Source organism: Pseudomonas sp. TE3895 (genome assembly GCF_056278855.1).
In genome coordinates this window covers 4528144-4543873 of sequence record NZ_JBWBQE010000001.1, presented here as the reverse complement: position 1 = coordinate 4543873, position 15730 = coordinate 4528144, and the positions used below count along the sequence as shown (strand labels likewise).

Genomic DNA, 15730 nt, shown 5'->3' with positions numbered 1-15730 from the left:
AAAATCTGCTTGCTACGCCTCTGCCGTGTTGTTCTTGTTATGTCAGAGCCGTTACCTGTTGTTTTTATTGGGTATCGCGTTTTTTTTGTTCTTGTACCAGAGATATAGCAGGGTGCGTGCCAACTTTTAAAAACCCTTTAAAATCAATGATTTAAGAATTTTGGTCGACATCGCTCAGCCTGAAATTCTGCCGATTTGTTTCCCTGTTACCCGATTTTTTGCTGTGAAATGTGCGGGAGGTAACACTTCACCCACACCAATGTGACACCCGTGTGACCTATCGTGCGCTGCACGCCCGTGCTACCCGCGACCCGTTGTCGCGGCCCAGCACGTCGCTGATGCGCTGGCCGGCGGCTATCAGCAGGCCCAGGTCGATGCCGGTTTCAATGCCAAGCCCCTGCAGCAGGTACACAACGTCTTCACTGGCGATATTGCCGGTAGCACCCTTGGCGTAAGGGCAGCCGCCCAGCCCGGCTACCGAGCTGTCGAATACGCTGATGCCCTCGAGCAGGCTGGCATAGACGTTAGCCAAGGCCTGGCCGTAAGTGTCATGGAAGTGTCCGGCCAACTGCTCGCGCGGTACCTGGGCCGACACCACCTCGAACAGGCGTCGGGTGTCGCCTGCGGTACCGGTGCCAATGGTGTCACCCAGCGAGACCTCGTAGCAGCCCATGTCGTGCAGGGCGCGGGCCACCGGGGCCACCTGCTCGGCGCTGACCTTGCCCTCGTAAGGGCAGCCAAGCACACACGACACATACCCGCGCACGCGCACGCCGTGGCTGCGCGCAGCGTCCATGATAGGTTCGAAGCGCTTGAGGCTTTCGCTGATCGAGCAATTGATGTTGCGTTGCGAGAACGCTTCGGAGGCGGCAGCGAACACCGCTACTTCCTTGACCCCGGCAGCCAGGGCGTCCTCGAAACCGCGCAGGTTCGGCGCCAGTGCGGCATACGTCACACCGGGGCGCTGCTGGATGCCGGCGAATACCTCGGCAGAGCCGGCCATCTGTGGCACCCACTTGGGGGACACGAAACTGCCCACTTCTATATAGGCCAGGCCCGCTTCGGTGAGGTCGTTGACCAGGCGTACCTTGTCGGCGACGCTGATGGGCTGGGCTTCGTTCTGCAGGCCGTCGCGGGGGCCGACTTCGACCAGGCGGACGTGTTTGGGCAAGGACATGGCGGGTTTCCTGTGGCGTTCAGCGGTTGTCTTTGTTGTTCAGGGTGGCGGCCAGGGCTTGTTCGCAGCGTTCCTGGGCGGTGTCCAGTTCCAGTTGCATCTGGTGAATGTCCAGCATCTGCTGCTCCAGCTGGGCGCGGCGCTCGGCGATCTTCGCCAGCATGCTGTTGAGCTGTTTGAGGTTGCCGCTGGTGGGGTCGTACAGTTCGATCAACTCGCGGCACTCGGCCAGGGAAAAGCCGATGCGCTTGCCGCGCAGAATGAGCTTCAGGCTGACCTTGTCGCGCGGTGAGTAGATGCGTTCCAGGCCACGACGCTCAGGGCTGAGCAGGCCCTGTTCTTCGTAGAAGCGGATAGCGCGGGTGGTGATGTCCAGTTCGCGGGACAGGTCGGAGATGCTGTAGGTCTGAGTGCTCATGCTCGGGCTCGGCGTGGGGTATGCGGATATCCTGAGGGCAGGTTGACGTATACGTCAAGAAGAGGCCGCCAAGGATTATTCCGACAACCCTGATCTGCGATACGCATTGGGCGTTTGCCCACTCAAGCGCTTGAACCACCGGGCGAAGTAGGTCGGGTCGGTAAACCCCAGGCTATCCGACAACTGACCAATGCTCATCCGCGTGTAAATAAGGTTGCGTCGCGCCTCCAGCAACAACCGCTGGTGCACCACCTGCAATGCAGTCTGACCGCTCAGTGCCCGGCACAGCTGGTTCAGTTGCAAACTCGGAATATTCAGCCGCGCGGCAAAGTCTTCAACCGACAGATGCTCGCGGTAATGCGCTTCGACCAAGCGCAAGTATTGCCCCAGCAACAGGCGGTCACGTTCATCACGGTTACGCGGTGCCTGCCCTTGCTGCTGACGGCGGCTGATCCACACCATCAGCGCGGTCACCAACGCTTCGAGCATCGCGGCGCGTGCCGGGGCATTGCCTTGGTACTCCCGCTGCAAGGTGTCGACCAGGCTGCGCAGGTGCACGCGGTCATGGCCCAACGGATAACACGCAGGCTGTGCCAGCACCGTCAGTGGCGCGCCCAGGCGCTGTTCCAGGTTCGCTACAAGGGCAGTACCAAAGGTCAGGACATAGCCCTGGATATCGGCGCTGAAGCGAAAGCCATGCACGGTCATCGGTGGCACGACCTGGATCGCCGCTTCGCCGATGGCACTGCGCACGCCCTCGATCTCCACCTGGGCCTGGCCACGCTGTACATACAGCAGCTGGAACAGCTCGGCATGCTGGTGCGGCTTGATCTCCCAGTGATGCAGGCGGCTGCGTGCCGGGATCGACTCGCAGTGCAGCAGGTCGGTGCCGGGCCAGGCCTGATTTTCGCCATACAGCTTGAACAACGGGACGCCGGGGAGGGTGGATTTCATCTGGGTTGGCCTGTCCGTTAATCGAACGATTTTCGTAAAAGTGCAGGTTTTTTATGGAATAGCACACTTAAACGGCGTTTTCTGCCAGTAAAAATGCAATGGCAAACCCTAACAGCAGATGCCGCCCCGCTGCCAGTCCCGGGCCGGTATCGTCCGAACAGAGACAACAACAATGAAAACTCAGGTTGCAATTATTGGTGCAGGTCCGTCTGGCCTGCTGCTGGGCCAGCTGCTGCACAAGGCCGGTATCGATAACATCATCGTCGAACGCCAGACCGCCGAGTACGTACTAGGCCGCATCCGCGCCGGGGTGCTGGAGCAAGGCACGGTCGACCTGCTGCGCGAGGCCGGCGTGGCCGAGCGCATGGACCGTGAAGGCCTGGTGCACGAGGGGGTCGAGCTGCTGGTTGGTGGGCGCCGTCAACGCCTTGACCTCAAGGCGCTGACCGGTGGCAAGACGGTGATGGTCTACGGCCAGACCGAGGTCACCCGTGACCTGATGCAGGCCCGTGAAGCCAGTGGTGCGCCGATCATCTATTCAGCCGCCAACGTTCAGCCGCATGAATTGAAAGGCGAGAAGCCCTACCTGACGTTCGAAAAGGATGGCCGGGTGCAGCGGGTTGACTGCGACTATATCGCCGGCTGCGACGGCTTCCACGGCATCTCGCGGCAGAGCATCCCGGAGGGCGTGCTGAAGCAGTATGAGCGGGTTTACCCGTTTGGCTGGCTGGGCCTGCTGTCGGACACGCCGCCGGTCAATCACGAGCTGATCTACGCCCACCATGCGCGCGGTTTCGCGTTGTGTAGCCAACGCTCGCAAACACGCAGCCGCTACTACCTGCAGGTACCTTTGCAGGATCGGGTCGAGGAGTGGTCTGACGAGCGTTTCTGGGACGAACTGAAAGCCCGTTTGCCCGCCGAGGTGGCGGCGGACCTGGTCACAGGCCCTGCGTTGGAAAAAAGCATTGCGCCGCTGCGTAGCCTGGTGGTCGAACCCATGCAGTATGGTCACCTGTTCCTGGTGGGTGACGCGGCGCACATCGTCCCCCCTACGGGTGCCAAAGGCCTTAACCTGGCGGCCTCGGACGTCAACTACCTGTACCGCATTCTGGTCAAGGTGTACCACGAAGGGCGCGTCGACCTGCTTGCGCAATACTCGCCACTGGCACTGCGCCGCGTGTGGAAGGGCGAGCGCTTCAGCTGGTTCATGACCCAACTGCTGCATGACTTCGGTAGCCACAAGGATGCCTGGGACCAGAAGATGCAGGAAGCTGACCGCGAGTACTTCCTGACCTCGCTGGCGGGCCTGGTGAACATTGCCGAGAACTATGTGGGGCTGCCGTTCGAAGAAGTGACCTGATCCGTCATTGCGCAAACCTGGCACTCACGCAGAGAGCAAGGGCTGCATTGGTCAGCGAATGGCTTGCCGGTATTACACCAAGGCTTGAAGTCGAGACTGCGTATGACCGACAGTGCTTCGCTGAATAGGTGATGGCAGGATGCATGACGATGAAATATCCCACCCCGCTGATCGGCGCTCTGTGCCTGCTGGCTACCAGTAACTGGGCCGGCGCCGACCAGGTATTGCCCGCGCCACCGGAACTGGCCTCCGGCTACCGTAGCGGTTTGCAGCCGGTGCACGCCAGCCGGCACATGGTCGCCGCAGCCAACCCGCTGGCCAGTGAAGCGGGGCGGGCGATGTTGCGTGCCGGCGGCAGTGCGATTGACGCCGCCATCGCCATGCAGATGGTGCTGACACTGGTCGAGCCGCAGTCCAGTGGGATCGGTGGCGGGGCGTTCATCCTGTACTGGGATGGCAAGCGCGTGCAGGCATTCGACGGGCGTGAGGCGGCACCTGCGGCGGTGACGGAAAAACTGTTCCTGCAAGCCGATGGCACACCCATGCCGTTCCGGGTGGCGCAGATCGGTGGGCGTTCGGTGGGCGTGCCCGGGGTGCTGCGTGCCCTGAAACAGGCCCACGAGCAGCACGGCAAGTTGCCCTGGCACGACCTGTTCGCCCCGGCCATCGCCTTGGCACGCAACGGCTTCGCGGTTTCCGAGCGCCTGCACACGCTAATGGCCGGGGACCCCTACATTGCCCGCTCACCCGCAATGGCCCGTTACTTCCTGGATGAACAGGGCAGGCCGCTGGCCGTGGGTACAATCCTGCGCAACCCTGAGTTGGCACAGACCTTCGAGCAGATCGCCGCACAGGGGCCCGAGGTGTTCTACAGCGGTGAAATTGCCGAAGCCATCGTCGCCACGGTGCGTGGCCATGCCAATGCCGGGTATCTGTCGCTGCAGGACTTGCAGCAGTACCAGGCCAAGGAGCGCGAGCCGTTGTGCGGTCCCTACAAGGCCTGGCAAATATGCGGCATGCCGCCACCCTCCTCGGGTGGGGTGACCGTGCTGCAGACCTTGGGCCTGCTCGAAGCCGTGCAGCGCACCGCGCCGCAACGCGACCTGGCAGCGCTGCGACCGCTGGCCACCTCGTCCCCGGCCCGCCTGGAAGCCCCGCCCTTGGCCGTGCACCTGATCGCCGAGGCCGAGCGCCTGGCCTACGCCGACCGCGCTCAGTACCTGGCCGACAGCGACTACGTGCCCGTCCCGGTCAAGGCCCTGACCGATTCTGCTTATCTGGCCAGCCGCGCGGCGCTGATCGGCGAGCACAGCATGAAGCGCGCCCGCCCGGGCCAGCCGCAAGGAGCGGACCTGGCGCTTGCGCCCGACCGCTCGCCACTGCGCATCTCCACCTCTCACCTCAGTGCGGTGGATGACAGCGGCCAGGCACTGGCCATGACCACCTCGGTGGAGGCCGCATTTGGCTCGCACCTGATGGTCAAGGGCTTCCTGCTCAACAATCAGCTGACCGACTTCTCGTTCATCCCCCACGAGCACGGCAAGCCGGTGGCCAATCGGGTGCAGCCGGGCAAACGGCCGCTGTCGGCCATGGCGCCGACGTTGGTGTTCTCGCGTGCCACTGGCGAGTTTGTCGCGAGCCTCGGTTCGCCGGGCGGCTCGCAGATCATCGGTTACGTGAACAAGGCACTGGTCGGCCTGCTGGATTGGCAGCTCGACCCGCAGGAGGCCGCCGGCATGCCCAACTTCGGCAGCCGCAATGCCGGCACCGAAGTGGAAGCAGGGCTGAGCAGCCCGGCGCTGATCCGCCAGTTGGCAGCCTGGGGTCATGAGGTGGCACCGATGACCATGACCAGCGGCATGCAGATCATCCAGCGCAGCGGCGAGGGTTGGTCAGGCGGTGCCGATCCCCGGCGGGAAGGAGTGGCCCTCGGTGACTAGCCGTGATAGAACGCAGACTTGCCATTCAGTAGTTGAATATCTAGATGTCTATCAGCGTGAAATCGAATAGGGCTCTGTTCGACCTCGACCTGCTGCGCGCCATTGTCGTGGTGGCCGACTGCGGCAGCTTCACCACCGCTGCCGCGCGGCTGCATTCGACCCAGTCGACGATCAGCCAGAAAGTGCGCCGCCTGGAAGACATGGTCGGCCACCGCCTGCTGGTGCGGGGCAACCGTGACGTGCTGCCGACCGATGCCGGGCAGACTTTGCTCGGCTATGCTCGGCACATGCTGGCCCTGAACGATCAGATGCTTGAAGCCCTGGCCGGGGCGATGGTGGGTACCACGGTACGGCTTGGCGTGCCCGAGGACTTCGTGGGCGGGCGTACCACCAATGCGCTGTCGGCATTCAGCCGGCTGCACCCACAGGTGAAGCTCGAAGTGACCAGCGGCTTGTGCCGTGACCTGAGCCAGGCCTATGACAATGGCGAACTTGACCTGGTGCTGCTCAAGCAGCGGCGCAACAGCCGTGAGGGCGTGGCCTGTTGGCCAGAGCGTCTGCAGTGGATCGACAGCGCACACACGCCTGCCTTCGAGCTGGACCCGATCCCGTTGGTCACCTTTCCGCCACGCGGCCTGTACCGCGAGGACATGATCAACGCCATCGAAGGCATGGGGCGGCGCTGGCGCATCAGCTTTACCAGTTCCAGCCTCAGTGGCATCCAGGCTGCGGTCGCCGATGGTATGGGTATCAGCCTGCTGCCACCCAGGGCGGCCACCGGCGAGCACAGGGTGCTGGGGGCCGGGCAAGGGCTGCCGGAGGTCGACAGCTATGAGATCGTCATCGTGCACCGGCCGACGGCGGATGTGATGGTCAAGGCGTTGGCTGAGGTGATGACGCAGTTGCTGGCGGGCGGTGGGATCTGACGGTCAGTGGGAAATGCGCTTGCACACGACCCAACGCCAGTGCGATCACTGTGGGCTTTTCCGGCGAGCACGGGCTAAGCCCGTGCCATGCACCGTGCAGCCTGCTTAGCGGGCATGCCTGCTCCCACACGTTCGACTAAACCGATTCAATGTCAGGCAACCCGTCGGATGCGGCTTTTGCCAGCGCGGCCTCGGGTGTGGCTGAACAGGTCTTTCGGGTCGTCTTCAACCCACGGCACCAGGTCGATCTTGGCACCCATCCCGCGCTTTTCGGCTTGCTGTAGTACGTACCGTAGTACGGTGTAGTCTTCGAGAGCGAAGCCCACCGAATCGAACACAGTGACCTGGCTGTCGCTTTGGCGGCCTTCGGTTTCTCCGCAGAGCACGCGCCACAGGTCGACCACCGGAAAGTCCGCCGGCAGCTGCTGGATCTCACCTTCGATACGGGTTTGTGGCTCGTACTCGACGAACACCCGTGCGTTGCGCAGCACATCGGCGTGCAGCTCGGTTTTGCCTGGGCAGTCACCACCCACGGCGTTCAGGTGCATACCGGGCTCCAGCATGTCGGGGGTAATGATGGTGGCGTAGGCCTTGTCGGCCGTCACCGTGGTTATGATGTCCACGCCTTTCACTGCCTCGGCTACCGAGCTGGCTCGGCGGATGGTCAAGCCGCTGTATTCCTTGAGGTTGGCGATAAGCTTGGCGGTGGCCAGGGGGTCGGTGTCGTAGGCGACGATTTCTTCGATGCCCAGGTGCTTGTGGAAGGCCAGGGCCTGGAATTCGCTTTGCGCGCCGTTGCCGATCAGCGCCATCTTGCGCGCGTTCGGGCGGGCCAGTGCCTGGGCTGCCATCAGCGAAGTCGCTGCGGTGCGCAGGGCGGTGGCGATGGTCAGTTCGGACAGCAGCACCGGGTAACCGGAGTCGACATCGGCCAGTACACCGAAGGCCATCACCGTATGCAGGTTGCGTGCAGTATTGGCCGGGTGGCCGTTGACGTATTTGAAGGCATAGCGGCTTTTGTCGGCGACCGGCATCAGTTCGATCACGCCCACTTCCGAGTGGCTGGCAACGCGCGCGGACTTGTCAAACGCCTGCCAGCGTTTGAAATCGTCCCGCAGGGCAGCGGCAAGCTCGCCAATAAACGGCGCTACGCCAATGTCATGCACCAAGTCCGACATGGTTGGAACATCAATGAAATACGTCATGCTCTTGCACCTTGTTATTGTGCGCTTGCCCAGCAGTGCGGGGTCAGCGCTTGAGATTATCGAAGTGAAGCCGCATGAACATTTTGATGACAGGTTGCGCCAATCGGAAGCATACAGGTTGTCAGTTTCGTCAGGCTTCTGGACAATCTGCCAACCCAACGTAGCAATCTGATTATTTGGCAGGCTTATGGACACGATCGATCGGGAACTGATTGCACTGTTGCGGGACAACGCACGTACCCCTGTGCTGACCCTGGCGAAGAAGCTGAAGGTGGCCAGGGCAACGGTGCATAACCGCATCACCCGGCTTGAAGAGCAGGGTGTGATCATCGGTTATACGGTGCGTCTGCGCTCCGATGCGCTGGACCAGGGGGTGCGGGCAATCACCAGCATCGGCATCAGCGGCCACCATGCCGCAGAGGTCAAGCACGCGCTGCGCGGGCATCCCAATGTGGTGGCCATCCACACCACCAATGGCCGCTGGGACTTGATGGCAGAGCTGCGCGCCGACACCCTCGAAGCGTTCGACCGGGCGCTGAACGCCATCCGCTCGATCCCGCATATCGAGAACACCGAGACCAGCATCCTGCTGTCGACCTACAAGATGTGACCGCTGAGCCAGAGAGGGGTATTGCATAAAAAGCTGCTGACCCTGCTGCAGTCGGTCTACGGCCTGCCGGCACTTCAAGGTTGGCGCTCAGCCACCGCTCGCAACGTACGCAACGTCACCACCGGCGTATCCACCACAAACCGGTTGGCCAGCCACCCCGGCACATCCCCGGCAGGGGCGGCCTGCAACTGGTAGGTCACCTCGGTCACCCGGTCACCCAGCGGTTTCATCTGCCACACACCACTCAGGTGCTCTACCCGGATCAGGCCGTCAACCTTGGGGATCCTGTCGGGATCGGCGCTCAGGTGGCGCACCAGGGTACCGTCGACCAGGCGTTCGCTGGTCACTTTCAGCACGATGTCCCGTGGCCTCGCCGGCCAAGGCAGCTGGGTGGTCAGGTACACCCAGGTGTTGTCACCCTCCACATCCAGCAGCCGCATCTGGTCACAGGCGTACAGCCACTTGCAGGCCACCCGCAGGTTATCCTGCAGGTCAGTGAGCGTGCGCACGCTGGCTTTCATGGTGCTGACACCACGAAACTGCTGGTAGGGCGAGTCGCCTGCATCTTTCAGGTACACGCGAATGCCTTCGCGGTCGTAGGCCAGGTGCCAGTCATCGGCGGCCAGGGCAGAGGCGCACAGCAGCAAGGCCGCGAGCAGCAGGCAGCGGTTCATGGCCGGTACCCTGCAGGGGTGGGTATTTCAGTATGCGCGGCAAACAGAAAGCCCGCCAGGTTGGCGGGCTTGCGGGCATCAGCCTGGGCTTAGCGCTTAGGGTTCAGCGTCAGGTGTACGTGACGGTTCACGTCCTTGTACAGCAGGTAGCTGAAGTTGCCTGGGCCGCCGGCGTAGCAGGCTTGCGGGCAGAAGGCACGCAGCCACATGAAGTCGCCGGCTTCCACTTCGACCCAGTCCTGGTTCAGGCGGTAAACTGCCTTGCCTTCCAGCACGTACAGGCCGTGTTCCATCACGTGGGTTTCTGCGAACGGAATCACACCGCCCGGCTGGAAGGTGACGATGTTCACGTGCATGTCGTGGCGCATGTCGGCCATGTCGACAAAGCGGGTGGTTTTCCAGCGGCCTTCGGTGCCCGGCATCTCGATGACGGTGGCGTTGTCGCGGTGGGTGACGAAGGATTCCGGCACGTCCAGGCCTTCAACCTTCTGGTAGTGCTTGCGCAGCCAGTGGAAGGTGACGTTGGACTTGCTGTTGTTACGCAGGCTCCACTCGGCGCCCGGGGCCAGGAAGGCGTAGCCGCCAGGTACCAGGGTGTGGTGTTTGCCTTCGACGGTGATGTCCAGTTCGCCTTCGACGATGAACACCACGGCTTCCGCATCGGCGTCCAGCTCAGGGCGCTCGCTGCCGCCTTCCGGGGCCAGTTCGACGATGTACTGGGAGAACGTTTCGGCAAAACCGGTCAGCGGGCGGGCGATGACCCACATGCGCATCTTGTCCCAAAAGGGCAGGTGGCTGGTGACGATGTCACGCATCACGCCTTTAGGGATGACGGCATAGGCTTCGGTGAACATGGCACGGTCAGTCAGCAGCTCGGTTTGAGCCGGGTGCCCACCGTGGGGGGCGAAGTACGAATGGTTCGACATGGACGATCTCGACTTGTTGTTCTCTCCCCATGCCTTGAACCGCACCGGCCGGTGCGGCGCAGGGGATGTGGCCACAGAATAGGGTCGAGTGCGTGGCATCCACAAATTAAATGTTGGAATACCCGGTATTTGATCACTGAATGCTGACCTGGCGCCCAACGTGCCGTTCGGGCAGCTGGCCGCCGCGGCCGAACAGCTTGTGGCGCAGGGGGCCCTCGGTGTAGCTCAGCGGGTAGCGGCCGCGCCGTTGCAGCTCGGGCACCAGCAGGTCGACTACATTGGCCAGGTCGTCCGGTTGCACGGCGTAGGTCAGGTTGAAACCGTCGATGCCGGTATGGTCCAGCCAGGTTTCCAGCTGGTCGGCCACCTCGCTGGCAGCGCCGATCAGCACGGGGCCGCGACCGCCCAGGCCAACGAACTCGGCGGCTTCGCGTACGGTCCAGCGGCGAGTGGGGTCGGCGGCGGTAAAGGCTGCCAGGGCGGCACGGCCAGCATCGTTCTCGACGTACTCGATCGGTGCATCGGGGTCGAGGCCGGCAAAGTCGATACCGGTCCAGCCTGACAGCAGCGCCAGGGCAGCGTCCAGGTCGACATAGCGGCGATAGTCGTTAAAGCGGGCCTCGGCCTCTTCCCGCGTGGGGGCGACGATCAACAGGGCCTGGGCGTAGATCAGCACTTCGTCACGGCCACGCCCGGCCGCTTCGCAGGCCTGGCGGATGCCGTCGGCGTAGCGGCGCAACACCGTCGGCGTTGGCCCGCTGATGAACACGCATTCGGCATGCCGTGCGGCAAACTGCTGGCCGCGTGCCGACGCACCGGCCTGGAACAACACCGGGGTGCGTTGCGGCGACGGCTGGCACAGGTGCATGCCGGGCACCTGGAAGTGCTCGCCCACATGGTTGATCGGGTGTACCCGCGAGGGTTCGATATAGCGCCCGCTTTCACGCTCCAGCAGCACGGCGTCGTCGTCCCAGCTTTTCTCCCACAGTTTGTACAGCACTTGCAGGTATTCCTCGGCCAGGTCGTAGCGTTGGTCGTGGCCCAGTTGACGCGCCAGGCCGAGGTTGCGCGCAGCGCTGTCCAGATACCCGGTGACGATGTTCCAGCCGACCCGGCCATTGCTCAGGTGGTCGAGCGTGGACATGCGCCGGGCGAAGGGGTAGGGGTGTTCGTAGGTCAGCGAAAAGGTGACACCGAAACCCAGGTGCTCGGTCACCCCGGCCATTGCCGGCACCAGCAGCAGCGGATCATTGACCGGCACCTGCACGCCACCGCGCAGGGCGGCTTGCGGGCTGCCTTGATAGACGTCGTAGATACCCAGCACATCGGCGATGAACAGGGCGTCGAACAGGCCGCGCTCGAGCAGGCGGGCCAGGTCGGTCCAGTAACTCAGGCTGTTGAACGCCACACTGGTGTTGCGCGGATGGCGCCACAGCCCAGGGGACTGGTGGCTGGCAGCGTTCATGCTGAAGGCGTTGAAGCGGATCGGGCGAGGCATGGTCAGCGCGCTCCGTTCAAGGCAACACGGAAGCCGGGTAGACCGCTTCGGCCACCTGTAGCTTGCGTGGAATCAGGCCCAGGCCCTGGAAGGTGTCAGCCAGCTTCTGTTGTTCGGCAACGATCTGCGGGGTGATAGCGACGGCGTTGTAGTTGCGCCGTTCGCTGGCCACTTCCAGCACCTGGGTGCTGATCCCCAGCTGCGGTGCCAGCAGCGCGGCCACTTCGGCAGGCTTGGCGTTGGCCCACTGGCTGACCTTGCCCAGCTCGGCAAAGAAGGTTTTCAGCAGTGCACGGTGCTGGTCGGCATAGCGGGCTGTGGACAGGTAGAAGGTGCGGTTGTTGGACAGGCCGCTGCCATCGCGCAGGTTCTTCAGCCCTGGCTGGCTTTCTGCGGCGGCGAGGAATGGGTCCCAAAGGGTCACGGCCTGCACGCTGCCCGATTGCAAGGCGGCCACGGCATCGGCGGCATTGTTGACGTAGGCGGGGGTAATGTCCTTGTAACTGAGCCCAGCCTGCTGCAGGGCTACGGCCAGCAGGTACTGGGCATTCCAGCCGCGGCCGGTGGCCACGCGCTTGCCTTTCAGGTCCTGCACACTGGCCAGGTGGTCCTGCTCGCGCACGACCAGGCCAATGCCGCGTGGGTAGGGTTGTTCGGCGGCCAGGTAGACCACAGGCTTGCCTGCGGCCTGGGCGAACACCGAGGGGGCATCGGCTGCGTGGCCGAGGTCGATGGCGCCGGTGCTCAGTGCCTCCAGTAGCTGGGGGCCTGCGGTGAACTCATGCCAGCTGACCTTCACACCTTGCGGTGCCAGGGCCTTCTCCAGGGCGCCGCTGCCTTTGAGGATGTTGATGCTGTTGAATTTCTGGTAGCCGATGCGCAGTGTCCTGGCGTCGTCGGCAATGGCTTCGGACCAGGGCAGCAGGGCGCTGGCGACGCTGGCCAGTAAACCGCCGATCAGCAGACGGCGTAGTGGGGAGAAGGCATGTTTGGGCATGGGCATTGCTCCTTGAATCGGGTGAGAGGCGATCTGCCCAGACTAAGGAGGTGGCGTTTGGCTTTCAATTTATATATTCCAGTTTGTTAGATTGTTTAGTTATTTTTATATCCTTTTGTTTTTAGTAGCGGGGTGCCTATCGTTGTTGGAGGCGCCATGGGCTGAGATCGGCGGGTCCTGCAGCACCCGTTTGTGCAGCTTTCGACATTTTTTTCACATTCGCTTGCTAGGATCCGCAACGATTCCGAGGAGCCCCTTCATGCCGCACATCCTGCGCAAGCGCAGCGCCCGCATCGCCTTGACTGCCACCTCCGGGCTGCTCGCGGCCACCTTGGGCTTCTTCGCGTGGCAGAGTTTCTACCCGGTCCAGGCCGCTACCGGCTGGGATATTGAGGTGTTGCATCGCGACGTAACCAAAGCCGCCTCGTTGTTACCGCAGGCGGATGGCAGCCTGCTGGTCAGCCGTGAACTGGATGACGGCCGGGGCAGCATCCTCAAGATCACGGCTACCGGCGAGCGCGTCGTGCTGGTCGATAACCTGTCCAAGCCCGACGGTATGGTCGCGGCGCAGGGCGGCTGGGTGTTCAGCCAGGAAGGTGGCCTGGCACCTGTCAGCCTGTCCCGCGATGGCCAGGTCACCCGGCTGTTCGACGGCGAGAGCGTGCAAGGCCTCTGGAACGAAGGCAACTATCTTTATGCCATCGAAGACCGCAAGGGCAATGGTCGCCTGATGCGCTATGACTGGAGCAGCGGGCAGCTGGAGGTACTGCGGTCCGGCCTGACCGAAACCGAAGGCCTGACCCGCTGCAGCGATGGCCGCTTGCTGTACACCGAAAAGGCCAATGGCAGGGTCCGCTCCCTGTCCGACGATGGCAGCGACCCGGTGGTGGTCGATGGTCTGCGTAACCCTACATTCTTGTATTGTGATCAACGTGGCCTATGGATCAGCGAGGACAACACACACCGTGCGCGCCTGCTGCGCATCGATGCCGATGGCAGCCAGCAAACGGTGCTGACTTTCCTCAAGGCTCCCCAGGCGATCATCGCCGATGGTATCGGGGGTTATCTGCTCGCTGAAGGTGGGCGTAACCGCGTGCTGCGCCTGACGCCCGCGCCGGCGCCCGCGACTGCCCAGCGTAACTGACTGTGCGCCTGGCTGATGATCAGTGCCCGCAGGCTGACCGCGCTGCTTGAGCCCAAGGCATCATGGCTACCCGACCAACAGCGTGCTTCCCTGCATGGCCGCGCTAACGGATAATCCCGGCATTCCAATAAACAGCCTGTGAGTGGGTATGAGTGATTCCGTAGTCGGCCTCGGCCAGCCTGAAACCGAAGGGGTGCGCAAAACGCGCAAGAACAACCCTGAGAAAACACGCGAGGACATCCTCCAGGCCGCCATCAACGAGTTCGTTCAGCAAGGGCTGGCCGGCGCCCGCGTCGACGCCATCGCCGAACGCACCGCCACTTCCAAGCGCATGATCTACTACTACTTCGGCAGCAAGGAGCAGCTGTATTGCGAGTGCCTGGTGAAGTTGTACGGGGATATCCGCAAGACCGAGCAGAGCCTGGACCTGGAGTCGTTACCGGCTGAGCAGGCGATCCGCCGGCTGGTGGAGTTCACCTTCGATCACCATGACCGCAACGTCGATTTCGTGCGCATCATCTGCACCGAAAACATCCACTATGGCGAGTACGTCAAGCAGTCGCCGGCCATTCGCGAAATGAGCAGCCTGGTGCTGGAGGCCCTGGGCAACACCCTGCGCCGTGGCGTTCAGGAAGGCGTGTTCCGCGCCGGCATCGAGGTCATCGACCTGCACATGCTGATGAGCTCGTTCTGCTTCTACCGGGTGTCGAACCGCCATACCTTTGGCGAGATCTTCCAGATCGACCTGTCTGATGAGCAAATAAAGCTGCGCCACAAAGCCATGATCTGTGATGCGGTGTTGCGGTATATCCAGCTCGAGCCTCGTACCTGAGATTGCTCGAGCGCCTGGGCTGGCTCAAAGGGCCTCGGTCACTCGCCCAGCCGTTGCTCGCGCGACGGCGGGTAGCCGAAATACGCCGCATAGCACTTGCTGAAGTGCGACACCGAGACAAACCCGCAGGCCACTGCCACTTCCATTACCGACAGGTCGGAATACTGCAGCAGCCGGCGGCTCTTGGTGATGCGCAGCTCCATGTAATAGCGCCGGGGCGACGTGCCCAGCTGGGCCTGGAACAGGCGGTCGATCTGTCGCCGCGAGCGCCCGCTGTAGGCGGCCAGCTGGTCGAGGCTGAGGGTTTCCTCCAGGTTGTTCTCCATCAGCTCGACAATGGTGCGCAGGTGCAGGCTCATGGACTTCTTCGCCCCAGGACCCACCTGGCGGTAGCGCGCACCGGAGAATGACAGGATTTCCTCGACGCCTTCTGCCAGGCCATCACCATACAGCCGGCGCACCAGGCCCAGCATCAGCTCCATGGCGCCATTGGGGCTTGCGGCGCTGAGGCGGTCACGGTCGAGGGTAAAGCTGGCCGGGGTGATGCGGGTTTGCGGGCTGCGCTCCGACAGGCTGGCACGTTGCTCGGGGTGGATACTGCAACCGTAGTCGTCCAGCACCCCGGCACGGCCAAGGAACCAGGCGCCGTTCCACAAGCCGCCCAAGGCCATGCCGTGGGCCGCGCAATCGTCCAGCAGGCGATCGAGTTCCGGGTACTTGAGTGGTGTGCGCAAGCCGCCGCAGACCACCAACAGGTCCAGCTCCTTCAGCGCCGCAGCGGACAGCTCGGTGGCTACCAGTTCCAGTCCCAGGTCGCTGAGCACCCGGTCGCCGTCCAGCGACAGCGGGGTGAACTGGAAGCTGTCGGCACGTAGCAGGTTGGCCGTGACCAGTACGTCCATGGCCACCGTGAAACTGGCCATCGAGAAGTGTTCGAGCAGGATGAAGTCGACCCGATAGGGCGCCTGGGCATTGGCGCTGCTTGTTTTGAGCCGTAGCATGTTGCTGGTGCTGGTCTTTTGGCTGAACTGGCGTGGCGTGGGCACTCTGAACTCCGCTTCCTGGCTGG

At 62.9% G+C, this 15730-nt stretch carries 15 protein-coding genes; 6 read left to right on the top strand and 9 right to left on the bottom strand.

Annotated features, from left to right (window positions below):
* Positions 1-277: 277 nt before the first annotated feature.
* The 3 genes from ACZ889_RS20650 to ACZ889_RS20640 form a co-directional block, all read right to left on the bottom strand.
* Complete coding sequence (locus ACZ889_RS20650; protein WP_180689832.1) at positions 278-1177, bottom strand: hydroxymethylglutaryl-CoA lyase; 900 nt, start codon at positions 1175-1177, stop codon at positions 278-280.
* 19 nt (positions 1178-1196) lie between these two features.
* Positions 1197-1595 (bottom strand): MerR family transcriptional regulator, encoded by a 399-nt coding sequence (locus tag ACZ889_RS20645; protein WP_003247847.1) that lies wholly within the window; start codon positions 1593-1595, stop codon positions 1197-1199.
* Positions 1596-1670: 75 nt separating this feature from the next.
* Positions 1671-2549, bottom strand: coding sequence for a helix-turn-helix domain-containing protein (locus tag ACZ889_RS20640; protein ID WP_003247849.1), 879 nt, complete (start codon positions 2547-2549; stop codon positions 1671-1673).
* A 172-nt stretch (positions 2550-2721) separates the two neighbouring features.
* On the opposite strand from ACZ889_RS20640, the gene pobA reads away from it, so the two are divergent.
* The 3 genes from pobA (at position 2722) to ACZ889_RS20625 (ending at position 6775) form a co-directional block, all read left to right on the top strand.
* The gene (gene pobA / locus ACZ889_RS20635; protein ID WP_476257764.1) at positions 2722-3909 is read left to right on the top strand and encodes a 4-hydroxybenzoate 3-monooxygenase; all 1188 of its coding nucleotides are present in this window, start codon (positions 2722-2724) and stop codon (positions 3907-3909) included.
* A 149-nt stretch (positions 3910-4058) separates the two neighbouring features.
* Positions 4059-5849 carry a gamma-glutamyltransferase gene (ggt, locus tag ACZ889_RS20630; RefSeq protein WP_180689833.1) on the top strand — a complete coding sequence of 597 codons (1791 nt, stop codon included), beginning with the start codon at positions 4059-4061 and terminating at the stop codon, positions 5847-5849.
* A gap of 44 nt (positions 5850-5893) precedes the next feature.
* Positions 5894-6775: a LysR substrate-binding domain-containing protein gene (locus ACZ889_RS20625; RefSeq protein ID WP_003247855.1), complete on the top strand. Its 882-nt coding sequence runs from the start codon at positions 5894-5896 to the stop codon at positions 6773-6775.
* A 152-nt stretch (positions 6776-6927) separates the two neighbouring features.
* Here ACZ889_RS20625 and ACZ889_RS20620 read toward each other — a convergent pair whose 3' ends face one another.
* Positions 6928-7980, bottom strand: a complete 1053-nt coding sequence (locus ACZ889_RS20620; RefSeq protein WP_180689834.1) for an ornithine cyclodeaminase — start codon at positions 7978-7980, stop codon at positions 6928-6930.
* Positions 7981-8167: 187 nt separating this feature from the next.
* On the opposite strand from ACZ889_RS20620, the gene ACZ889_RS20615 reads away from it, so the two are divergent.
* Entirely contained in the window at positions 8168-8590 is a 423-nt protein-coding gene (locus ACZ889_RS20615) for an Lrp/AsnC family transcriptional regulator (protein ID WP_010954389.1), read from the top strand.
* A 74-nt stretch (positions 8591-8664) separates the two neighbouring features.
* Here ACZ889_RS20615 and ACZ889_RS20610 read toward each other — a convergent pair whose 3' ends face one another.
* The 4 genes from ACZ889_RS20610 to ACZ889_RS20595 all read right to left on the bottom strand — a co-directional run bounded on the left by ACZ889_RS20610 (position 8665) and on the right by ACZ889_RS20595 (position 12685).
* The gene (locus tag ACZ889_RS20610) at positions 8665-9264 is read right to left on the bottom strand and encodes an START domain-containing protein (protein WP_104961510.1); all 600 of its coding nucleotides are present in this window, start codon (positions 9262-9264) and stop codon (positions 8665-8667) included.
* Positions 9265-9353: 89 nt separating this feature from the next.
* Complete coding sequence (locus tag ACZ889_RS20605; protein WP_003247865.1) at positions 9354-10190, bottom strand: bifunctional allantoicase/(S)-ureidoglycine aminohydrolase; 837 nt, start codon at positions 10188-10190, stop codon at positions 9354-9356.
* 133 nt (positions 10191-10323) lie between these two features.
* The gene (locus ACZ889_RS20600) at positions 10324-11688 is read right to left on the bottom strand and encodes an LLM class flavin-dependent oxidoreductase (RefSeq protein WP_476257763.1); all 1365 of its coding nucleotides are present in this window, start codon (positions 11686-11688) and stop codon (positions 10324-10326) included.
* 16 nt (positions 11689-11704) lie between these two features.
* A complete protein-coding gene (locus ACZ889_RS20595; RefSeq protein WP_476257762.1) occupies positions 11705-12685 on the bottom strand; it encodes an aliphatic sulfonate ABC transporter substrate-binding protein in 981 nt (326 codons plus the stop codon).
* Positions 12686-12944: 259 nt separating this feature from the next.
* Here ACZ889_RS20595 and ACZ889_RS20590 point away from each other — a divergent pair, with 259 nt between their 5' ends.
* A complete protein-coding gene (locus ACZ889_RS20590; RefSeq protein WP_014753381.1) occupies positions 12945-13829 on the top strand; it encodes an NHL repeat-containing protein in 885 nt (294 codons plus the stop codon).
* A gap of 148 nt (positions 13830-13977) precedes the next feature.
* Positions 13978-14661, top strand: coding sequence for a TetR/AcrR family transcriptional regulator (locus ACZ889_RS20585; RefSeq protein WP_004577026.1), 684 nt, complete (start codon positions 13978-13980; stop codon positions 14659-14661).
* A gap of 38 nt (positions 14662-14699) precedes the next feature.
* Here the strand turns inward: ACZ889_RS20585 and ACZ889_RS20580 are convergent, their stop codons facing one another.
* Positions 14700-15707: a GlxA family transcriptional regulator gene (locus ACZ889_RS20580; RefSeq protein ID WP_003247873.1), complete on the bottom strand. Its 1008-nt coding sequence runs from the start codon at positions 15705-15707 to the stop codon at positions 14700-14702.
* Between the last annotated feature and the right edge of the window lie 23 nt (positions 15708-15730).